Here is a 21331-nt window from a genome sequence, read left to right as displayed (position 1 = left end):
TAGAAGCTGGTGCAAAAAGTCCATCATAAAGCCGATGAAGGACCTTTTCATGGTGAAGCTGGTGCAAAAAGTCCATCATAAAGCGTATGAAGGACCTCATGGTGAAGCTGGTGCAAAAAGTCCATCATAAAGCGTATGAAGGACTTTTTCACGATGATGTCGGTCCAAAAAGTCCATCACAAACTAAAAAAGGACTTTTCCAATATCGCGAAAAGTCCTTCATCCATAAATTTCACCTATGCCATCGATTCATTCAAAATCAAACAAATCAGTCGATAAATATCTTTCCCCGGTATCGCATGCAATGCATACCACTACATCGTCCTCGGTAAGCCTTTTTGCCACCTGGATGGCTGAAAAGCACGCTGCCCCTGATGAAGGACCAACGAGGATACCTTCCAATGCAGCAAGCTGACGGGTAATTTCATATGCTTCCTCATCTTCGATTTTAAAGATCTCATCATAGACTTCCTGATTTAAAATATCGGGAATGAATCCTGGGCTGGTGCCGACGAGTTTATGCTTTCCTGGCTTTCCGCCGCTCAGAACTGGTGATCCTGCAGGTTCCACGACATGCACGGTTAGATCCTTATAATGCTTTTTCAGTTCTTCCCCTGTCCCCGTAATCGTTCCACCGGTTCCGGCAGTTGCAACAAAGGCCGATAGGGGCTTGTCGATCTGGTTCATGCCATCTATGATTTCTAGTGCCGTCGATTTGCGGTGGGCATCGGAATTGGCATGGTTTTCAAACTGCATCGGCATGAAGCTATTGGGAATCTCTTTTACAAGCTCCTTCGCTTTATTGATGGCTCCAGGCATTTTTTCATCGCCGGGAGTTAAAACCACCTCAGCTCCATATGCTTTAAGTAGATTAATTCTTTCTTTTGACATGGTATCTGGCATAATAAGAATAGCTTTATAACCGCGCGCTGCTGCATTCATGGCCAAGCCTATACCAGTATTGCCGCTTGTCGGCTCGATGATGGTGTCGCCGGGTTTGATGAGTCCATCCTTTTCCGCCTGGATAATCATATTGAAAGCGGCTCTGTCTTTTACACTGCCGCTTGGGTTAAAGAATTCCAATTTAAGATAGACCGCAGCTGCCCCTTTTGGAACGATACGGTTCAGTTTTACCAAAGGGGTGGAACCAATCAAATCTGCCATGTTGGAAACAACTTTCATTGTAAGAACACAACCTTTCTCTGTCTCAACCATTTTACTACTTCGTATTGTATCATAAAAAGCTGATTAAATTGATGGATAAGGACGGGATTACTTTTACATTTTATTATCATTTGCTTTAAACACCCACGCTAACCACCGCAGACTTCAAACTTTTTGATAAAATAGGAAAGGTGAGAATAATGACGTTACAAAATCATTTTTTTATAGCAGTCCCTTTGCCTGATGAATGGAAAAATCAAATGTCTGTTTACTTAAAAGAGCTTAAAGGTGAATTCGCTTTTACAAGATGGGTTCATCCCGAGGATCTACATATTACCTTGGCGTTCCTGGGACCGGTTAGTGAAGAGAAGATAGCTGCCTTAAAGGTTTCCATGGAGGATATAGCGCAGGGAACGAAAGGCTTTTCTTTAACATTGGATCGCTTAGGGACCTTCGGAAACCCCCAGTCACCAAGAATTTTCTGGCACGGGATTGAGGGATCTGCTGATCTGAACGCTTTGAGAGATCTAGTGTATGAGGCGTGCAGAAAGATGGGCTTTGAATTGGATCGACGGTCCTTTCATCCACATATTACCTTAGCTAGAAAGTGGCAGGGGCCTGCTTTCCAACATGAATCAAGCCTGAGCGACCTGGCAAGAAGGGACACTTTTATAGTAAAGGAAATTGTTTTATATCAATCGCACCTACATATGCTTCCGAAATATGAAAAAATAGGAATTTTTCCTTTGAAACAGGAGTAGGAGAATCAAATGAAGGGAATTAGAATTGTACTGCAAATAGTAGGCCTCTATGCCTTGTATTGGATAGGGGTAATGATTCAGCGGGCCATTGAGATACCGGTGCCAGGAAGTATTATCGGGATGCTTCTTTTATTTTTCCTGCTTTTAAGCGGGATAATGAAAGAGAGGCTGTTGGACGAGGGGGCTGATCTGCTGCTGAGATACATGCCTTTGTTCTTTGTTCCTGCAACGGTTGGGGTCATCCGCTACTTTGACGTTTTTGCAGGAAAAGGGTCGCTGCTGTTAGTGGCATTATTATTGAGTACCTTCCTTATCATGATCATTTCAGGGTTGGTGGGTCAAAAAACGGTTGAGTTGGTCGATAAAAGGAAAAAGAGAGGGATATAAGGTGACCTATATGATTGGAATTGCATTTGTGCTACTGACAGTTCTCATCTATATGGGAATGAAAATAATATACGATTCATTTGGCTGGCCTCTTCTGGTACCCGTCGCTACGACCACCGTTCTCCTAATCGTGCTTCTTTTAACCACTAATATCCGCTATGAAACCTATATGGTTGGCGGCACGTGGATTAATGAGCTCCTTAATCCGGCAGTGGTGGCCTTGGCATATCCCTTGTACCGGAACCGCGGGAAAATCTACCAATACAAGCTTCCATTATTCGCTGGTGTCGCTTCCGGAATTGCAGCTGGTTTTATTTCAGGTTTTGCCTTTGTCAAATTGGCAGGCTTGGACCGTGCGTATGCGGCGACATTTCTTCCGAAGTCGGTCACATCCCCTATTGCGATGGATATCGCTTCCATGACAGGAGGGATTCCAAGTCTTGCTGCAGCACTTGTTGTATTAAGCGGGATGATGGGCGCCATTTTTGGTCCTTACTTACTAAAGATGTTTCATATCGAGCATTTTTTAGGAATAGGAGTAGGATATGGGAATGCCGCTCATGGAATTGGGACGGCAAAAGCGATGGAGTATGGAAAAGAAGAGGCTGCTTTCAGCTCGATTAGCATGACTCTATCAGCGATTGTATATGCATGCGCGTTACCTGTCGCCGTAGAGTATTTACTATAGAAATAGAAAAGAGTGAACCCATGTGGCTCAGCTAATAAAACTGCAAGATTATATATCTCGTTATGAAGTGGATGTTTATCGATATCCAAGCCAATTTATGCGATTAAAAAAACAGCAGTGGAATACCTTCCTGCAGCAGGAGGCAGATTCACAGGCAGATACGGAGTTGACCTCCCTTCAAGAGGAGGAGCCGTTAAAGTACAATAAACTTTCCATTCTTTTCCAATCATTGAAAAAGAAGCCCGAAATCGAAGAGGAGCTTCATGTCGGCAAGGTGGTAAAGTCTGAGGAAGAGCTTGATGAGTGGGAACTGCCGAAGCTTGTTGGTGCCAAGACGCCCGAGGAGAAAAAGCAGCTATTCTTGAATGCAATTCTCCCCTTGCAACTTAAATGGGCAAGTTCCACCATACGGGAGATGTCCTATCTGCAAAAAAACTATAAGCGGGAGTCGACGCTTCTATATTTCCTGCAGCGTTTCCCGGATACGTATCTGGTCATGTATAGACCTATCTTCCTGGTAAAGCAGGCACCTGTTGAATTGGAAATCATCCTTATTACTCCCACAGAAATAATTGCCATTACGTATTTGGAAGAGGAGAATAACAGTGTGGTGCTTGGAAATAATGAACGCTTCTGGGCAATAAGGGATAAGGAAAAGGAAAGAAAAATTGTAAATCCAACGATTAGCTTGAATCGGATGGCGTCTATAATAAAGAATATTCTGGCGTATCATGAAGTCGATTTTCCGATTACAAAGGTGCTATTGCATCAGAACGGTTATATAGATATTACAGACGGACCATCTGACATACATGTCATTGATAAAAGAAGCTATGAGCCGTGGTTTGAGAAGATGAGAGCCAATAAACTCCCGCTTAAACATAACCAGTTGAAGGCGGCAGGGGTCCTGCTTTCCCATTGCCAATCTACCTATGTGGATCGTCCTGAATGGAAGTGAGGAGATAGTTTTAGATAAGGCTGTTTCGAAGGGAGGAATATGGTGTGATATTCATTAAAAGAGAATTTGAAGCCTATTTAGATGAGATAGATTGTATTACCATCCTACTGCCGACAGAGCGCCATCATGGAGAATCAAGTCTCTTTACCCTCCTATTGCAAGAGAAGCAGCACCCATTACACATCATGGAAAAAGTGAATCTGGGGCATTCGGTGAAATATAGATGCAAAGCAGATGCCCCTGTTTCTATAGGAGCTAAATATAAGGTGAAAGATGAGCATGGCAGAAAAACAGATTTGCAGATTGGTGCGGTGATCAGAACCACTGCGTTTGATGAACTCTACTATTACGGAGAAAATGATCTTGGTGCAACCTATCACCTTGGTGAGACCACTTTCACAGTTTGGGCACCGACAGCTACGTCGGTAAAAATAAAGCTGCTTGCTCCAAACAGCCAGGAACCAATTTATTATTCACTCGTTCCCGAAGATAAAGGAATATGGCGCATCACAGTCCAAGGCGATCTGGAGGGCTTCCAATATACCTATCTTGTGTGTGTGAATCTTATATGGAGGGAAGCGGTGGATCCATATGCAATTGCCACCACAATAAATAGTGGAGCGGGAGTCATTATCAATCCGGAAAAGATCAATGTGCCAAAGACAGCACTGCCCCCATTTCTAAAAGCAACGGATGCCATCATCTATGAACTACATGTAAGGGACTTTTCCTCTCACCCAAAAAGCGGTATGCGCCAAAAAGGCAAATATGCAGCTTTTACGGAGGAACCTTCTGTAGAAGATGTTGGGGTTACAGGCCTCCCTTACATTAAGCAGCTGGGAGTAACCCATGTGGAACTTCTTCCCGTAAATGACTACGGCGGTGTAGATGAGGAAGAGCCTGAAAAGGGCTACAACTGGGGGTATAACCCATTGTTTTTCAATGTACCTGAGGGGAGCTATGCCTTAGATCCTGAAGATCCTTATTCCAGGATACTGGAACTGAAGAACCTTATCGGGAAGCTGCACCAAAAAGATTTAAGGGTGATCATTGATGTTGTATACAATCACGTTTATGTACGCGAGGAATCCTCATTTGAGAAGATAGTACCGGGTTATTATTTCCGCCACGACAATCATGGCATGCCATCTAATGGAACGGGAGTAGGGAATGATATTGCATCGGAACGCAGAATGGTACAGAAATTCATTTTGGATTCCATCCGATTTTGGCTTACGGAGTATGATGTGGACGGATTCAGGTTTGATTTGATGGGAATCCTGGATATTGCCACAATGAACGCCATTAAAGAGTTGATCGATACACATAAACCAGGCAGCATCCTCCTTGGTGAAGGGTGGGAGCTCAACACCCCTTTACCAGCAGAAAAGAAGGCAATGATTATGAATGCAAAAAAAATGCCTGGACTGGCGTTTTTTAATGATATGGTCCGGGACTCCATCAAAGGCAGTACCTTTAATCTGTTCGATAGGGGCTTTTCACTGGGGAATACCCATAAAATTCAAAGCCTCAAGCAAACGCTTTCTGGGAGTGTGGGATTGGATCCCCATTTTAGAGGGTTATTTTTCGAACCCACCCAGTCGGTCAATTATGTGGAATCCCATGACAATCACACCATGTGGGATAAGATGGAAATATGCAATAGTCATGAAAGTGAAGAGGTTCGAAAGCGGAGACAGGTGCTCGCAACGTCCATTATCCTGCTCTCGCAAGGCATCCCGTTCCTGCATGCAGGCCAGGAGTTCTTTCGTACGAAGCAGGGAGAAGAGAACAGCTATAAATCACCGGATACTGTAAACTGGATAGATTGGGAGAGGAAGCATCAATTCTCCAAAGAGGTGACATACGTTCAAGGCCTCATTGAACTAAGGAAAAGCCACGGAGCGCTCCGCTTTGCCACCAGCACAGAAATACACAAGCATCTGACATTTCCGCTAGATAACGGGCATTTGCTGATGTATAGGCTGCAGGACGTGAAAGCATATGGTAAATGGAATAATTTGCTTGTCGTGTTCCATAACGCGCCGCAGCAGGAAAAAATAGAGCTGCCGGATGATTCCGATTGGGAAGTTCTCGTAAAGGACCTGCAGGTGAACCTTGATGCACCACCGATTGTCCGAAAGGAAATAATGGTTGATCCCATCAGTACAATTGTTTTGGCACAATATTAATTGTTCCGGAAGTACTTGATTTAATTGGGAAATAACGATAAAATTTATTAGATAGCTATTGTGAATTATCCAATAGCTGTTTTTTTGCTTTTTATTAATTATCAACAAACACGGCTGAAGTCAGAGATATTCATATAGATAGAAGATAACATGAAATAAGAATGATCAGCTAAGCGCCCAGGTGCTCGGCTGTCTAATTTTTGAGGAAAAGTTGTGTTGAAATTGAAGGTGAAATGGTTGGAACATTTATTAGGTGATGAGTGGAAAATCAGTCCTGCCGGCGGTTTAACCGGAGATGCATATTTTGCTCAAAATGATGGGAAGAAGCTCTTCTTGAAAAGGAATTCATCGCCATTCTTGGCTGTTCTTTCTGCAGAGGGAATTGTTCCTAAATTAGTTTGGACAAAGCGGTTGGAAAATGGGGATGTCATTACTGCCCAGCATTGGATCAGCGCAAGAGAATTGAAGCCGAGTGATATGAACAAAGAAACAGTGGCACAACTTCTTCACAAAATACACCACTCTAAAGAACTCCTTGATATGCTCACTCGACTGGGGAAAGAACCGGTAGAGCCAAGTACCATTTTTGACGATATTAAAAATGGTATGGCGTTGGATTTATTGTCATTGGAAGTGATTCAAAAATCATTGGACTTCTTGCTGCAAGAGATGCCTAATGTAAAATATAAAGATAAAGTGGTCTGTCATTGTGACTTGAACCACAACAACTGGCTGTTGTCGCACAGCAATGAGCTCTTCCTCATTGATTGGGATGGAGCGGTCATAGCAGACCCGGCCATCGATCTTTGCATGCTGCTATACTGGTACATCCCTGAACAGGATTGGGAGGATTGGCTCTCCACCTATGGAATTGAGCTTACAGATGATCTGCGTCATCGCATGCATTGGTATGTGATCGCCCAGACGATTCTTTCCGTTCAATGGTACCATCAGAAAAACATTGAAAAAGAAAAAATGAACTGGTTGAACTATCTGGAACGATTATTGCCTGTTGAACTATGAGTATTGGTCGATGCTGTCAATCCAGTTGGTGAACTGTCCTTGATGGGACTGAACATGCTCGTTGACATTGCTTGAATTGATTCCAGCCTGGCTGTAGGTATAAATATCCTGAAGAACATTTTTCACATTTTGATCAATCTCGGAATTGACCATTAAGGATTTGATTACGCGTTCGAGCTGTTCATATTCAGCAACAGAACCGCAGCAATCAATCTGATGATCCGCCAAAATATCCTTTAACAAGTGTATTTGATCATGATAATTTAACGGCATAACATGCACTCCTTTTGATAAATAAATGATAAGTTTAGCTTTCGTCATAAAATCATTCTTATACTCAAAAAAAGAATCGGTCTCCGGATCGGTTTTTTTCTGTGAATAGGGATGAATTAGAAAATATATCCAGTATATGAGGTGACAAAAAATGAGATTCAGAAATAAACCATGGGCAAAAGATTATATTGCAGAAAATGCATATTACTGCATTCCAAATCCTGAAGAGCATAAAGGGAAATGGGCCGTGCTGTTTGGCAACTCCAATCCGATCCATATTGAAGTTGGAACAGGAAAAGGTACGTTTATTACGGAAATGGCCAAAGCCAATCCCGAAATCAATTATGTAGGCATTGAATTATTCGAAAGTGTCATTGTAAAAGCATTGGAACGCGCGGTGGAGGCAGACATTCCGAATGTAAAGCTTTTGAATGTGGATGCTAAGGAACTGACCGGGATTTTCGAAAAAGGGGAAGTGAACCAGGTTTACCTCAACTTTTCCGATCCATGGCCAAAAGGTCGTCACGAAAAGAGAAGATTGACCTATAAGGACTTCTTGGATTTATATAAAACAGTATTGGTGGAACAAGGTGAAATTCATTTTAAAACGGATAATAGAGGATTGTTCGAATACTCCCTCATGAGTTTCTCTTCCTACGGACTGCTTCTGAAATATGTGAGCCTGGACTTGCATAACAGCGACTTCGAGGGGAATATCATGACGGAATATGAAGAGAAGTTCTCGAGCTTAGGACAACCTATTTATCGTTGTGAAGTAAAATATATGGACTAACTGCTCTGGCCGATCTTTTTGGTGTTTACCAAGGGAGCGGCCTTTTTGTTATTCAACAAGGGAGTGTGGGGTTATGTCGAATGATGCGGTTTATCGATATCGTTCCTGTTTTCATTGATAAAATAAAAAACTCGTTGAAATATGGAATTTTCCATTGATATCTTGATCCGATTCATTGATAAATGAAAATTTTCGTTGATATCTGAAATATCCAAAGAAAATTCTATTGTCCACTGTATTAAGTGGGAAACCCGTAATTTCTATATTGCTCGTCAATTTGAAGGCGCTTTCGCCATTCTTTTGATAAAATAAGGACAAGTAAATCGAGGGGAGAGATATAAATGGAAACATTAACTTTCGGAAAATGGAAGCTGACCTGGCTTAATGGGGGAGTCACACATCTTGATGGAGGGGCAATGTTCGGAGTGGTACCCAAAGCGCTTTGGTCCAGGAAGTACCCTGTTAATGAACAGAATCAGATAGAACTTAGGACAGATCCGATACTATTGCAGACGAGTGATAAAAACATTCTGATTGATGCTGGAATCGGGAATGGCAAGCTTTCTGATAAGCAGAAGAGAAATTTTGGGGTTCTCGAGGAGTCAGCCATTGAAAAAAATCTGGAAACTCTCGGACTGACACCCGAAGATATCAATATGGTTCTCATGACACATCTTCATTTCGATCATGTCTGCGGGTTGAACAGATGGGATGGCGAGAAAGAGGACTATGTCTCTGTGTTTCCAAATGCAAGTATCCATGTATCAAGCATAGAGTGGGAGGAAATGAAGAATCCTAATATACGTTCAAGGAATACGTATTGGGAAATGAATTGGAAAGGGATCGAGGGACAGATCCGTCCTTTCGAAAAGGAAGTAACTCTAGAACAAGGAATTAAGATGGTACATACAGGCGGTCATAGTGATGGGCATTCCATCGTCGAATTGATTCAAGGGGATGAGATTCTACTTCATATGGCAGATCTGATGCCAACACATGCCCATTCACCATCCCTTTGGGTACTTGCCTACGACGACTATCCGATGACATCGATCTATGCAAAGGAAAAGTGGATCAAAGAGGGTATTGCCCGCAATGCATGGTTCACTTTCTATCATGATGCCATCTACCGGGCGATTAAGTGGGATAATGATTTTGCGGTTGTGGACAAGGTGGAAAGAGAGAGGTAAAAGAAAAGGTGCCTGGCCGGAGTTCTCCCTGGACAGGCACATGTATAAAGATTATTTTATTTGATTAACATCCAGCAAAACTCCTGTGCTCTTATCCACAATAAATTCATATTGCTCTAGAACCTTGTCAATTCTTCTTGAGATTCCACCGCGGTATACGCTATAGGAAATATCATGTTTAATTACGGTTTCAGGAACCATCTGTATCCATGAACCGTCAACAGGACCTTTCTTCTTGAATGCATCTTTTGCAATTTTTAATGCTTTCTCTGGTTTGATCGCCTGTTGCTTGGAGGCTTCTGTAAAGAAGTATGCAGCGGCGATTCCTATGCCTGCACCAAGTAATAACGTTTTCCATTTCATTGACGTCCCATCCTCTCTCTTCTCAAACTGCTATAAAAGGTAAGCCTTTTCAATTGTAGGTAAGTACATTGGATTTTTGTCACTGACTGCCATTAGTTATAGTATAACTCGTTATTCAAATAAATGTCATGCTAAAGCTGGAAAGTATCCAGAAAGTTCGATACAATAATAATAAAAATATTTCGATAACCTAAACGAAATAGCCTAACTATTTTACATAATCAGGTCAACTAATAATTTTGGGGGATGAAAACTGTGAATCAAGAAACTTTATCGCTTTTTAAAACATTGACGGAATTACAAGGGGCACCAGGATTTGAGCATGATGTAAGACGCTTTATGCGCAGCGAACTGGAGAAATATTCGGATGAAGTGGTACAAGACCGACTTGGCGGGATCTTCGGGGTTAAACGTGGAGTTGAAACGGGTCCGACTGTCATGGTGGCTGGACATATGGATGAAGTAGGATTTATGGTTACAAGTATCACAGAGAATGGAATGCTTCGCTTTCAGACGCTTGGTGGCTGGTGGAGTCAGGTATTATTGGCTCAAAGAGTTCAGGTAATGACAGATAATGGACCGGTTGTTGGAGTGGTTGGTTCCATTCCTCCGCATTTGCTGGATGAAGCAAAACGCAGCAAGCCGATGGAAATTAAGAACATGCTGATTGATATCGGTGCTGATGACAAGGAGGATGCTTTGAAGATTGGTATCAAGCCTGGTCAGCAAATTGTCCCGATCTGCCCATTTACTCCAATGGCAAATGAAAAGAAAATCCTGGCGAAATCTTGGGACAACCGCTATGGATGCGGTCTTTCCATCGAGCTGCTTAAAGATCTCCAGGGAGAAACGCTTCCTAATATCCTATATTCAGGTGCAACTGTTCAAGAGGAAGTCGGCCTGCGAGGTGCCCAGACGGCTGCCAATATGATCAAGCCGGATATTTTCTTTGCCTTGGATGCGTCCCCGGCAAACGATATGACAGGAGATAAAAAAGAATTTGGCCATCTTGGTAAAGGGGCATTGTTGCGTATATATGACCGCTCTATGATCACCCACACGGGAATGAGGGACTTTGTCCTTGATACAGCGGAAAGTAACGATATTCCATATCAATACTTTATTTCACAAGGCGGCACTGATGCCGGCAGAGTACATACTTCCAATGAAGGTGTTCCGTCTGCGGTAGTGGGAATCTGCTCACGCTATATTCATACACATGCATCAATTGTACATGTAGATGACTATGCAGCAGCACGTGAACTGATTGTAAAGCTGGTAAAATCAACGGATCAAGCAACAGTCGATAGCATCCGAAATAGATAATCACAATAGACGGTGGGGAAACTCCACCGTTTTATTCTGGGAAAAAACACAAGGGAAGGGACTATTATGATAAAAGTAGCAATTGGCTCCAATAATCCTGCCAAGTATAAAGCGGTTCTCGAGGCCTTGGATCAACTTGATATCTTATACACATGGAGTAGCCACGAGGTGGATTCCGGCGTAAGTGCACAGCCTTTATCGGATGAGGAAACGGTGAAGGGGGCTATCCAGCGTGCCAGAAGTACACTGGATGAAAGTGGAGCGGACATAGCCATTGGACTCGAAGGGGGAGTTGTATTGGATGAAGGCTCCAAGGTGATGGTCTGCAATTGGGGGGCATTGGTGGATCGTGCAGGAAGAGAGTTTATTGCCGGCGGGGCAAGAATTCCGCTTCCCGATTATTTTAGGGTCCACATTGAACAGGGTGTGGAGCTGGGAGACCTGATGGAACAATATTGCAACAGAGATGGAATTCGGAAGCATGAAGGGGCACTCGGGATATTTACGAACGGTGCGGTCTCCCGGATTGAAATGTTCAAGCATGTATGTCTGATCCTGATTGGTCAATGGCAGTACAACATGAATAAAAAAAATTAAGAGAGCGATACTCCCTTTATAGGTTATGCTCTCTTATGAGATAGGTTTTTTATTTGTTATTCAAAAATATAAGCCAGAACCTTCAATGCCTGATTCACTGTTTCTACTGTTACATTCGCTCTATTGGAGAGCTCTTTTAATGGGTGGTGCAAGGCTTCCGGTCTGATAAGAATTAGTGGCTTTTGCATGGAAAGTGCAGCGCTTGCGTCCATCGCCGTATTCCACTGCTTATACTTTTCGCCGAATAAAGCGATCACCATATCAGATTTTTTCATGAGAAGCTGTGTTCTAAGGTTGTTGATCTGGGATGCAGCTTCATCTTTAGCTATTGCATTCACTTGAGCTCCAAGAACGATTTCACCGATATTATCCGATTTAGCATGGTCTGTCATCGGGCCGACAAAGTCGATGGGAAGGTCCAGTGCGCGGACCTTATCCATAATCTCCTCGCGCCAAGGTGTGTGAATTTCTCCTGCTAGATAAACTGTCAGTTTCATCCTTATCCCTCCAAATAGTACCTCTTGTAGTTTTCCTGCTTTTTAGTCTATCATAAATAGAGGAATAAAGTGATAATTCGAAAATATCCTTGTCAACACAAAACAATTATAGGTATGATAGATGAAGTGGTATTTTCTAGTCTAAATGTACTAAGGGAGTGGAAGAGTTGTATTTGGGAAGAGCATTTATTTCTATTTTTATTTTTTCGATTCTAGTATTAAGCGGATGTTCCATAACATTCGAGGATGCATCAAAGGAAACGATGAAAGCGGTTGAAGAATCTTTGAACGAAGAGAAAAAAGAAGCAAACGAGGATAGCGATCAATTCAGCTATTATCTGCCTCCTGAGTATGAAGTGGATAGTGCCGCTACCAACAATATAGTCCTGACACATAAAGAACAGACCTATATACTTTTTATCAATCCTTTTGAGCCGGATGATTCAAAAGTTATTTATGAATCTACTCTTGAAGGTTATGATAGCCCTGAAGTGGCTGAGACGTTTACCAAAAATGGAGAATTTGGTTATGTGATAATTGATAGATTGGACGATGAAAAAGAAGAGTTCTATGAGATTACGGTTGGAGTAGGCGGAGTCAAAATGACGACTGTGACCGACCCTGATAATATGGAAAAGAGTGCGGATACGATGATGGAGATTGTATCATCTGTGGAAGTGCAAGGAGAAGAGAGCTAATTATAATATATTACAGCTAACCATTCGATGGTTGGCTTTTTTTATGGGGGAATTCTTTGGGAGCAAATAAGTAAAGCAGCTGCCCTAAGGACAACTGCTTTAAAAATATATCACTTCTTGGAATGGTGTTCTTCTTCTTCGAGACCAATTGCCGCCTCATTATACGCTTTTTGTTCTTCATTTAACCCTTCGAACTGCACCGATTCCAGATTTTCGTCTTCATAGTCTTCAACAGAATCCAGGTATGCGGATTGTGCAGCTTCGTCTTCACCTACTTCATCCACCACAACAAATTGACTCACTTCTTCTTGAAGCTCAGTAGCTATATCAGATAGGGAAAGTGCCGCCTCATTCACTTGCTCAATGGCTAAGATCTGATGTTCACTTGATGCACTTACTTGCTCGGAGGCCGCTGCCGCTTCCTCTGAAATGTAATGCACCTCTGATAGTTTTTCTTCAAGCATCACGTTCGAGTGGGTAACCTGTGCGATAGCTTGTTGGACATCATTCACTTTATGGTTGATTTCCAGGACATTATGCGCAATTTTCTCGAACGATGACTTTGTCTGAGTGACGGATTGCTGCTGGAGCTCCCTGTATTCATTGAATTGGAGAGCATCATTGGATAATTTGCTCATCTGGCTGCCCATTTCCGCTACCAGCTTTTTGATGGATAGTGCTTCATGCTTGGATCGTTCAGCAAGCTTGCGTACTTCCTGGGCCACTACTGCAAAGCCTCTACCGGCTTCACCGGCTCTGGCTGATTCAATGGCTGCATTAAGAGCAAGAAGGTCGGTGTTCTCGGCTATTTCCTGTATGGTTGCCACGATCGTATGAATCTGTTGTGATTGTTTGGTGGCCTGCTGCACACGCTCTGTCAGATGATTGGCAAGGGATAGGAATTGCTCGGATGACTGGTGAAGGTCTTGTACGACTGTCAACCCTTCTTCACCAACTACTTTGGCACTGTCAGCCTGCCTTTTGATTTCTTTGCTGAAGCGGTCGGTTTTTCCAACGGCTTCTTTGACATGGTGTAAAATTTCTGTACTTTCCTCCAAATGCCTTGCTTGCTCGCTCGATCCCATTGCGACCTGTTTGATTGCTTCGTTCACCTCTGTTGATTGTGCAGTAGTTTCCTCTGAGATAGCTGCTAAATTCTGAGAAGAGGAATGAAGCTTGTCCGTTGCTTCCATTACCTTTAACAAGGAAACTTGCATTCTCTCAGCCATTGCATTGAAAGTCTGAGCCAGGTCGGCCATCTCATCTTTTGTAGTGATTGGAACACGATACGCAAAATTCCCTTCCCCGATCTTCGATGCACCATCTTTCAGGGAGCGTATCGAACCTGCTATTTTACGGTTCAGGAAATAGCCGGTAGTGCTAAGGAATAGAAGCAGTAGAACACTGATAATAAGAGTTAAAAGCATGATTGTTTGAAGATTGGAATTCAATTCCTTTTGGAGCTTCGTTTGGAGAGAGGAGACATTGGACTCCACCTCGTTGACACTTGACTCCACTTCATTGCTGATCTCTTCGAAGTTCCGAATATACGTAACGGACATGGTATAGTTTTCATATAGGGTATTCATTGTTTCCGTATATGGATTGAAAAGGTTGATAATATCGTTTTTTTGAGAATCGGTAAGATCTGTCCCCGCAAGGGTAGTACGGAAGGTTTCTGCTGTTTCCTTGAAATCCCGGTAGCGGATCTCCTGTTTGGACGCCAGGTATTGCTGTTCATAGAGCCGTAGATCCAGTAGAACCTCTTCAAGTTCCGCCTGGTTTGTCCCTTGGATATTGATGGTCAGGTTCCGGACCATGTTCCCCATTTGTCCCTGGAGTCCGGTTGATTCTGTAAATCCGATTTCAGTGTAGGCTTCTTCCAACGGTTGGAATTCATTTAAATAGTTCGAGGACGAAGCCTGGATTTTCGAAAACAAGGCTACAAGATCATCATATTCTGCAAACTGTTTTTGCAGCTTTTCGGATTCAGCTGCAATTCCGGCGAGATTCTCTTTTATCTTCTCCGCAGTTTCCGTACTAGGTACTCGCAGGAACTCCTGCTCATTTTTGCGTGTATCGGCAAATGAATATTTGATGTCCTTACTCCCGTTCACCGCTTCAAAAAGGGCAGTTTCTTGTTCCTTGGCATTAGACTGAGTGAAGTAGAATAAGAAGTTGAAAAGTAAAACTACAATAAGTCCCAAAATCGCTGTTAGTAAAATAAACCTGACTCTTCCTCTGATTGTTTTCATGGTACCCCCCTAAATTCTTATATCTTTTCGAATTTTATATGTTTTGATAAAAATCAGATATTTTAAAGTAATTATAGACATAATTCAACAAATTTCACAATAAGGTTTTGAAAGATTAAGAAAATAAGAATAAAATTATCTATTGCGCTGAAACTAAATTTGGCTATTATTAGTTTGAGGGAATGAATATCTAGGAGAAAAGAGGTGGTTGAATGAAGTCCTTTTTACATAAGAAGGGTGTGACATTGTCACCGAAGGTATATTTGATTGACGGGTTGAGCTATATGGCACTCGGGTTGTTTTCCTCTCTGATTATCGGTCTTATAATAAAAACGGTCGGGGACCAGCTTGGATGGACATGGTTTACAGAAATGGGTGTCCTCGCAATGGGATTGATGGGTCCGGCAATTGGAGCGGCAGTTGCCTATGGGTTGAAGGCACCACCATTGGTTTTATTTGCAACCGTCATTGCAGGTGCGGCTGGAGCACAGCTTGGGGGGCCGGCAGGAAGTTTTATTGCAGCACTTTTTGCAACTGAAATAGGGAAAGTGGTTTCAAAGGAAACGAAGGTGGACATTCTCGTCACCCCGTTTGTTACGATTCTTGTAGGCTTTTTTGTAGCAACCTTTATCGGGCCGCCGATCAATTATGGAATGACCAGTCTTGGATCTGTCATCATGTGGGCAACAGAACAACAGCCCATCATCATGGGAGTACTGGTAGCCGTTTTGATGGGCTGGGCTTTGACGGCACCCATTTCCAGTGCGGCAATTGCATTCATGCTTGGACTTGAGGGAATCGCAGCAGGTGCGGCAACCATTGGATGTGCCGCCCAGATGGTCGGATTTGCAGTCAGCAGTTACAGGGAAAATAAAGTTTCAGGTCTTTTGGCGATCGGAATCGGAACCTCCATGCTTCAGGTCCCGAACATTATCAGGAATCCCTGGATCATCATTCCTCCGACTATCGCCGGGGTTGTATTCGCTCCGATCGGAACAACCATTTTTAACATGACCAACGTGAAAGAGGGGGCAGGCATGGGCACGAGTGGATTTGTCGGGCAGATCATGACATTTGCTTCCATGGGCTTCTCCGTTTCCGTCCTGCTCAAAGTCTTGCTGCTTCACATTATTGGCCCAGCTGTGGTAAGTTTAACATTATCCGAATGGATGAGAAAAAAATCCTATATCAAAGACGGCGATATGAAAATTAACATTGGAGGGTAATGAAAATGGAGAAATTACAATCTTTGGAGCAATTTAATGAATTAAAGGAAAGCCGAAATGTGGTTTTCATGTTTTCAGCAGACTGGTGTCCGGACTGCAGAGTAATTGAACCGGTATTGCCTGAAATTATGGAAAAGTTTAATGAGTATACATTCATCTATGTGGACCGGGATGAGTACATCGATTTATGTGCCGAATTGAGTGTTTTTGGAATTCCAAGCTTTGTTGCCTTCAAAAATGGCCAGGAAGCTGGGCGCTTTGTCAGCAAGGATCGAAAAACTCAAGAAGAGATTGAACAATTTATCACTTCATTATAAGTAAAAAGGATGCGGGAAACTTTCTCCCGCATCCTTTTTTCATTCATTTTAGTTCTTTTTCCCTTTTCCTTTACCAGGTTTTCCTGGCTTACCAGGCTTTCCATTGTCTTCGCCAGCTTCATTGATATACAATTTACCTTCTGCTAGCGCACGAGTAACATTATTATATTCATCAGTAGCTTTTACCTCAATTTCGGCACCGCTGGCAACCACGCTGGAAGTTGCTGTCCAATAACCAACATAGTATCCAGGAGATTGCTCCATCATTGGCAGCTCAACTGCGTTGCTTGTTTCATTGTTCTGCAGCATAGCCGAAGCATTTGTTAAAGGCATACGGATCGAGAAGGTGGCACGTAATCCAGGTTCACTGTTGAATTCGATTTTTACAGATTCTCCTGATCTTAAGTGTTTATCTTCCGTAGGTTTTAGGTTCTCAATTACCGGTGCTTCGTAATCTGCATAGATTGTTACATTTTGGCGAGTACGATTGCCAGCAAGATCCTGGGCGACGATTCGAATGTCATTCTCACCGCTTTCCAGTAGGATGCGGTGTGAGAAGGCACCATCAGTCACAGCTACCTTTGCCCCATTCACCTTTACAAAGTCGAGATTTTCATCTGCAACCGTTCCAGTGACTGTCGCTGTTTCACGGTTTGTCTTGGACCCGTTTTCAGGACCCGTGATTGCAAGCTCCGGTGCTGCCTGGTCGAGCACCACTGTTACAGGCTCTGACGGATCTGTCGTTCCATTGTCAGTGGAAGCTTTCGCTGTTAAGACATTCTCTCCATCATTCAGACTGATATCCACAGCGAAGGTTCCTTCAGCTGTAGCGGTAGTAGTGGCCACTTCTTCGCCATTATTCAATACATGTACTGTTGTGGTAGGAGCTGCATTTCCTTCTACCGTAACAGTCTCTTCATTTGTATAAGATCCGTCTGCAGGGGAAGTGATGCTAGGTGCTGTCACTTCAAAGTTCACTCTTGCACGGATCATGTAGTTACCTTCCTCTTCAGGTGCTGGGGACCATGCGCCTCCAACCAATTGCCAGCTGCGAGCAGCATTCTCGCCATCTTCATCAGTAGCAAGCCCAGGCGTATTCGGGTTCGGATGGGACTGGATGTATACCATGTAGAAGTCCTGTTCTACAATGATACCGTGTTCAGATAGATCAACATCTGTCCATTCCCCATTTCGAAGTGCCGTTGCATCGAATGGACCAGCCAGCTTCTGACCTGGCGCTCCATCTGCACCTGATGCATCATATACTTCGACTTGGAATGCAGTACCACCAGGAACCGGCCATTCCGTATCCCAGAAGCGGAACAAACCGCCAGTTACAAGGGCACTGTTTTGTCCTTCAGGAAGAGACATTTTTACTGCCCAACCGTTTCCGGCATCGTAGAATGCACGTGCATTTTCTGCAGTGCCATCATCATAGCCGATTTCACCAGGGTAGCCGATGAATGGACGAAGCTCCACATCAAGTGCTGTTTCGCCGTTCGGCTCTACGCTGACTGGGATATTTTCACTGTAGAAGGAAGGAGCCATGACACGCAATGTGTAATCTCCCTCGTAAGCAGTGATAGAGTAGTTTCCGTTCTCATCTGTTGTAACAGGTGCAATAGCTGCATCCTCTACAAGCATTAATGTAGCATTTGCAATCGGATCACCTGTGGCACTGTTTGTAACAGTACCAGTTAGTGTACCTTGAGGGATTTCCTCTAGGACAAAGTTTGCGACTGCTTCCCCATCTGCCGGGATATCCACTGTTTGCTCAGCAGGGTAGTAGCCATAACTCTCCGCTTTAACAGTATAGCTTCCGGCTGCATGGAGCAATTCATATTGGCCATTTGCAGGGTTCGTATTTACCGTTCTGTCGGTCTCTACAACCGTTACCTGGGCACTTAAAGGTAGTGCTGCAGGGTTGAATTCTTCTTTTGATTCATCCGTTTCAACAGGAGTTGCTGCAGGATGGATCTTATCTGGGTTCACTTGCTCTTCCTTCAGTTCTACTGAACTTTCTTTTTGTAAGCCAAGCTGAGATTTGACAGCAGCTTCAGCGGCATTTGATTCAGCTGAAAGTGCTACATCATCAATATACCAGCCTGCTCGTACCACGCTTCCATCGGTTGTAACGTTAAAGCCGATATAGATGCGTTGTCCTGCATATGCGGACAGGTCGACTTCCCGTGCCTGCCACTCCGTAGTCACACCGTCAAAACGGAGAAGCTGTGTCCAGTTTTCCTGATCAGTGGAAACAAACACATGGGCAAAATCATAACGTGTTTCAAGGTTATGCCAGTTCATGAACTGCAGATAGGCTGCACTGTCTGCCGGCAGGTCCACAGGAGGCATCACAAGTGTCATGTTGGCACTGTTCCCGTAATTTCCTTCAAGATTAGTAGCATAGACTTTTTCTCCGGAGTTGGCAGCACCAGGTCCGCTCGTTGGGGCACCCCATTGCCAAGAATTTACCGTCCCGAAGGAATACCAGCCAATTGGATCTGATTCAAAGTCCTCGGAATACCCAAGTGAAATACCTGGTTGAACACTGACTTCATACGTATCGGAAGTAACTTCATTTCCTCCGAAATCGACAATTACCCATTTGTAGGATACAGATGGTTCTGCGATGACTTCACCTGGAATGGAAGCAGTGTAGACGGCATCACTATAGTTGCCGGATGCACGTTCAGCATCGATATTCACCCAACTGCCATCCTGAGACAGATATTGAAGTGTAACAGAAGAAATACTGACATTATCCTGGACGTTGATGCTTAACGGTAAATTCATTCCAGCATATGTTTCTGCCGGGGCTGTATGTTCAAAAGTAGGAGCTTCATCGTCTTCTCCATCTTTTGCAACCTGCCCTTTGATTTTCCCTAAGCCAGAGATGATGGAGGATACTGCATCGAATGCATTCACAATTCCATGCCCATATCCATTGTTTGGAGTTTCAGGGAATGCGGAGTCGGTTCTAGGTGTCGCTGTGGTCATTAATATTTCCTCAATGTCACTGATAGTCAAGGAGGAATTGACTTGTTTAAGCAAGGCTACCACACCGGCAACATGCGGGCTTGCCATGGATGTTCCACTGGCAGCACCATATTGATTGCCCGGGAAGGAAGATCGAACGCCTACCCCTGGTGCAGAAACTTCCGGTTTAATTTCCTCATAAGGAGATGGACCTTGCAGGGAGAAGCTTGCCAGATTCATATTTACATCTGTTGCTCCAGTTGCAAAGGATTCAGGGTAGTTACCAGGATTGGAAACAGATCCCGGTCCACCAGGATTTCCTGCACGAGTGTTCCCTGCAGCAAATGCCGGGAAGATTTCAGTAGCTGTCCATGCTTGAACCATAGGACGGTACCACTCATCAAGTCCTGCACCGCCACCCCAAGAGTTGTTTACAACATCTGGAGCCATAGCAGGATTTGGTACACCATTTGCATCTTTTGGTGCAAGGATCCATTCACCTGCAGAAAGCAAGGCAACATCGGTTCCGCCTGAAGGAGTGAACGCTTTAACTGCAATCCATTTTGCTCCAGGTGCCACACCGATCTGGTTGGAACCGTTTGGCTCAGAACCAGTCATCGTACCGGTAACATGCGTTCCATGCCCGTCATCATCATAAGGAGTTGATTGGTTGGCAGGAGTTGCATCAAACCAGTTATACTCATGACTAGGACTGGTTGGGTTGTTGGCATCGTATCCACGATATTTCTCTACCAACGCTGGGTGATTCCACTGGACACCTGTGTCGATACTTGCGACAACAGTTCCGGTTCCATCCACTCCCATTTCCCAAGCCTGTGGAGCTCCAATTTGAGCCACGCCCCACTCGATATTCTCCAAACCTGCAGCCGGCTTTTCGTTTTCTGCCGCCAGGCCGACACTATTTGATTTTTGTGCTTCAATTTGTGGATCAAGCTGCCTTGTTTCGTTAGGAAGAAGTTTGTCCACTTCTGGAAACTGAGCAAGCATTTCCATTACTTCTTTTGTAGCAGTGACAGCCATTCCGTTCACCACGTAGAAAGATTGGATGTCCTTGGCATTTCCGGCTTCAACTTCTTTTTCAAGAAATTCTTTTACACTCACTTGAGTTTCGATTGCAGTTGCTCTCAGCTCAGAAACAACCGCATTTCTTTTCATCAGCTTTTCCTGGTTTGCAGTGGCAGCCTTTGCTTTTGCTGATTGAGCTGCTTTGTTTGCTACCGCCATTGTGTCAACCTGCTCCTTGAACTTGATAAGGAAAGTGACTTTTTCACCGTCCTTGGAGAACTGTGTCGACAGGCGATCAGGAATTTTGCTGGCCGCTACTTCATTCGACGCTCCCGATAAGGAGACAGTGGCACTTTTTCCTTGTGCAGCCGCTTTGTTAAGCGTGAAACTTGGGACGATCAAAAGTAAACACATAAAGATACTGAATACTCTAGCCTTATTACGTTTCCTTCTCATTCAACATCCCCCTCAAATTTGTATGATAAACCTTACGCCATGCATCCCCCTTTCTTTGACAAAATCCTTCTACCATTTAATTTGCGAGAATGGTAGAATCCGGCCGATTAACTAGAAAAAGCCGGTATATGTAGGTTTTTCTAAGTTGACAATTTAAGAGTA

19 protein-coding genes are annotated in these 21331 nt (G+C 43.6%); 13 read left to right on the top strand and 6 right to left on the bottom strand.

Features of this window, described 5'->3' with window-relative positions:
- Positions 1 to 249: 249 nt before the first annotated feature.
- Positions 250 to 1182 (bottom strand): cysteine synthase A, encoded by a 933-nt coding sequence (gene cysK / locus ACFVAD_RS17795; protein WP_386643053.1) that lies wholly within the window; start codon positions 1180 to 1182, stop codon positions 250 to 252.
- Positions 1183 to 1364: 182 nt separating this feature from the next.
- Here cysK and thpR point away from each other — a divergent pair, with 182 nt between their 5' ends.
- The 6 genes from thpR to ACFVAD_RS17765 all read left to right on the top strand — a co-directional run bounded on the left by thpR (position 1365) and on the right by ACFVAD_RS17765 (position 7173).
- The gene (gene thpR, locus ACFVAD_RS17790; protein ID WP_386643051.1) at positions 1365 to 1925 is read left to right on the top strand and encodes an RNA 2',3'-cyclic phosphodiesterase; all 561 of its coding nucleotides are present in this window, start codon (positions 1365 to 1367) and stop codon (positions 1923 to 1925) included.
- A gap of 9 nt (positions 1926 to 1934) precedes the next feature.
- Positions 1935 to 2312 carry a CidA/LrgA family protein gene (locus tag ACFVAD_RS17785; RefSeq protein WP_386643048.1) on the top strand — a complete coding sequence of 126 codons (378 nt, stop codon included), beginning with the start codon at positions 1935 to 1937 and terminating at the stop codon, positions 2310 to 2312.
- Between the two features lie 10 nt (positions 2313 to 2322).
- Positions 2323 to 3000: an LrgB family protein gene (locus tag ACFVAD_RS17780; protein ID WP_386643145.1), complete on the top strand. Its 678-nt coding sequence runs from the start codon at positions 2323 to 2325 to the stop codon at positions 2998 to 3000.
- A gap of 22 nt (positions 3001 to 3022) precedes the next feature.
- Positions 3023 to 3958 (top strand): nuclease-related domain-containing protein, encoded by a 936-nt coding sequence (locus ACFVAD_RS17775; RefSeq protein ID WP_386643045.1) that lies wholly within the window; start codon positions 3023 to 3025, stop codon positions 3956 to 3958.
- Positions 3959 to 4002: 44 nt separating this feature from the next.
- A complete protein-coding gene (gene pulA, locus ACFVAD_RS17770; protein ID WP_386643043.1) occupies positions 4003 to 6150 on the top strand; it encodes a type I pullulanase in 2148 nt (715 codons plus the stop codon).
- A 237-nt stretch (positions 6151 to 6387) separates the two neighbouring features.
- Entirely contained in the window at positions 6388 to 7173 is a 786-nt protein-coding gene (locus ACFVAD_RS17765; protein ID WP_386643040.1) for a phosphotransferase, read from the top strand.
- Here the strand turns inward: ACFVAD_RS17765 and ACFVAD_RS17760 are convergent.
- Complete coding sequence (locus tag ACFVAD_RS17760; RefSeq protein ID WP_386643037.1) at positions 7168 to 7446, bottom strand: YtzH-like family protein; 279 nt, start codon at positions 7444 to 7446, stop codon at positions 7168 to 7170. The two genes, ACFVAD_RS17765 and ACFVAD_RS17760, sit on opposite strands and share 6 nt — an antisense overlap.
- A 151-nt stretch (positions 7447 to 7597) precedes the next feature.
- Between ACFVAD_RS17760 and trmB the strand changes: the two genes are divergently transcribed.
- Together trmB and ACFVAD_RS17750 are read left to right on the top strand one after the other, a co-directional pair.
- Positions 7598 to 8239 carry a tRNA (guanosine(46)-N7)-methyltransferase TrmB gene (gene trmB, locus ACFVAD_RS17755; RefSeq protein WP_386643034.1) on the top strand — a complete coding sequence of 214 codons (642 nt, stop codon included), beginning with the start codon at positions 7598 to 7600 and terminating at the stop codon, positions 8237 to 8239.
- Positions 8240 to 8580: 341 nt separating this feature from the next.
- On the top strand, positions 8581 to 9429 hold the full coding sequence (locus tag ACFVAD_RS17750; RefSeq protein WP_386643031.1) for a YtnP family quorum-quenching lactonase: 849 nt from the start codon (positions 8581 to 8583) through the stop codon (positions 9427 to 9429).
- Positions 9430 to 9480: 51 nt separating this feature from the next.
- Here ACFVAD_RS17750 and ACFVAD_RS17745 read toward each other — a convergent pair whose 3' ends face one another.
- Positions 9481 to 9792 (bottom strand): PepSY domain-containing protein, encoded by a 312-nt coding sequence (locus tag ACFVAD_RS17745; RefSeq protein ID WP_386643028.1) that lies wholly within the window; start codon positions 9790 to 9792, stop codon positions 9481 to 9483.
- Between the two features lie 255 nt (positions 9793 to 10047).
- On the opposite strand from ACFVAD_RS17745, the gene ACFVAD_RS17740 reads away from it, so the two are divergent.
- Entirely contained in the window at positions 10048 to 11118 is a 1071-nt protein-coding gene (locus tag ACFVAD_RS17740; protein ID WP_386643025.1) for a M42 family metallopeptidase, read from the top strand.
- Positions 11119 to 11187: 69 nt separating this feature from the next.
- Entirely contained in the window at positions 11188 to 11715 is a 528-nt protein-coding gene (locus tag ACFVAD_RS17735) for a DUF84 family protein (RefSeq protein WP_386643142.1), read from the top strand.
- A gap of 56 nt (positions 11716 to 11771) precedes the next feature.
- On the opposite strand, the gene ACFVAD_RS17730 is transcribed toward ACFVAD_RS17735, so the two are convergent.
- Positions 11772 to 12212 (bottom strand): YtoQ family protein, encoded by a 441-nt coding sequence (locus tag ACFVAD_RS17730; protein ID WP_386643022.1) that lies wholly within the window; start codon positions 12210 to 12212, stop codon positions 11772 to 11774.
- Between the two features lie 167 nt (positions 12213 to 12379).
- Between ACFVAD_RS17730 and ACFVAD_RS17725 the strand changes: the two genes are divergently transcribed.
- Positions 12380 to 12910, top strand: a complete 531-nt coding sequence (locus ACFVAD_RS17725; protein ID WP_386643019.1) for a hypothetical protein — start codon at positions 12380 to 12382, stop codon at positions 12908 to 12910.
- Between the two features lie 110 nt (positions 12911 to 13020).
- Here the strand turns inward: ACFVAD_RS17725 and ACFVAD_RS17720 are convergent, their stop codons facing one another.
- On the bottom strand, positions 13021 to 15165 hold the full coding sequence (locus ACFVAD_RS17720) for a methyl-accepting chemotaxis protein (RefSeq protein ID WP_386643016.1): 2145 nt from the start codon (positions 15163 to 15165) through the stop codon (positions 13021 to 13023).
- A 212-nt stretch (positions 15166 to 15377) separates the two neighbouring features.
- Here ACFVAD_RS17720 and ACFVAD_RS17715 point away from each other — a divergent pair, with 212 nt between their 5' ends.
- Both ACFVAD_RS17715 and ACFVAD_RS17710 read left to right on the top strand, forming a co-directional pair.
- A complete protein-coding gene (locus ACFVAD_RS17715) occupies positions 15378 to 16391 on the top strand; it encodes a PTS sugar transporter subunit IIC (RefSeq protein WP_386643013.1) in 1014 nt (337 codons plus the stop codon).
- 5 nt (positions 16392 to 16396) lie between these two features.
- Positions 16397 to 16708, top strand: a complete 312-nt coding sequence (locus ACFVAD_RS17710) for a thioredoxin family protein (RefSeq protein ID WP_386643010.1) — start codon at positions 16397 to 16399, stop codon at positions 16706 to 16708.
- A gap of 48 nt (positions 16709 to 16756) precedes the next feature.
- On the opposite strand, the gene ACFVAD_RS17705 is transcribed toward ACFVAD_RS17710, so the two are convergent.
- Entirely contained in the window at positions 16757 to 21169 is a 4413-nt protein-coding gene (locus ACFVAD_RS17705) for a S8 family serine peptidase (protein WP_386643008.1), read from the bottom strand.
- Between the last annotated feature and the right edge of the window lie 162 nt (positions 21170 to 21331).

This window comes from Sutcliffiella sp. NPDC057660 (assembly GCF_042800035.1).
In the GTDB taxonomy this organism is placed as follows: Bacteria; Bacillota; Bacilli; order Bacillales; family Bacillaceae_I; genus Sutcliffiella_A.
The sequence above is the reverse complement of the archived record's forward strand: the minus strand, read 5'-3'. Positions and strand labels throughout refer to the sequence as shown.

Bases quoted from the DNA above. Each gene is read 5' to 3' on its own strand.
- cysK (WP_386643053.1), bottom strand. From the start codon at position 1,182: ATGAAAGTTGTTTCCAACATGGCAGATTTGATTGGTTCCACCCCTTTG.
- thpR (WP_386643051.1), top strand. From the start codon at position 1,365: ATGACGTTACAAAATCATTTTTTTATAGCAGTCCCTTTGCCTGATGAA.
- ACFVAD_RS17785 (WP_386643048.1), top strand. From the start codon at position 1,935: ATGAAGGGAATTAGAATTGTACTGCAAATAGTAGGCCTCTATGCCTTG.
- ACFVAD_RS17780 (WP_386643145.1), top strand. From the start codon at position 2,323: ATGATTGGAATTGCATTTGTGCTACTGACAGTTCTCATCTATATGGGA.
- ACFVAD_RS17760 (WP_386643037.1), bottom strand. From the start codon at position 7,446: ATGCCGTTAAATTATCATGATCAAATACACTTGTTAAAGGATATTTTG.
- trmB (WP_386643034.1), top strand. From the start codon at position 7,598: ATGAGATTCAGAAATAAACCATGGGCAAAAGATTATATTGCAGAAAAT.
- ACFVAD_RS17750 (WP_386643031.1), top strand. From the start codon at position 8,581: ATGGAAACATTAACTTTCGGAAAATGGAAGCTGACCTGGCTTAATGGG.
- ACFVAD_RS17745 (WP_386643028.1), bottom strand. From the start codon at position 9,792: ATGAAATGGAAAACGTTATTACTTGGTGCAGGCATAGGAATCGCCGCT.
- ACFVAD_RS17730 (WP_386643022.1), bottom strand. From the start codon at position 12,212: ATGAAACTGACAGTTTATCTAGCAGGAGAAATTCACACACCTTGGCGC.
- ACFVAD_RS17720 (WP_386643016.1), bottom strand. From the start codon at position 15,165: ATGAAAACAATCAGAGGAAGAGTCAGGTTTATTTTACTAACAGCGATT.
- ACFVAD_RS17715 (WP_386643013.1), top strand. From the start codon at position 15,378: ATGAAGTCCTTTTTACATAAGAAGGGTGTGACATTGTCACCGAAGGTA.
- ACFVAD_RS17710 (WP_386643010.1), top strand. From the start codon at position 16,397: ATGGAGAAATTACAATCTTTGGAGCAATTTAATGAATTAAAGGAAAGC.
- ACFVAD_RS17705 (WP_386643008.1), bottom strand. From the start codon at position 21,169: ATGAGAAGGAAACGTAATAAGGCTAGAGTATTCAGTATCTTTATGTGT.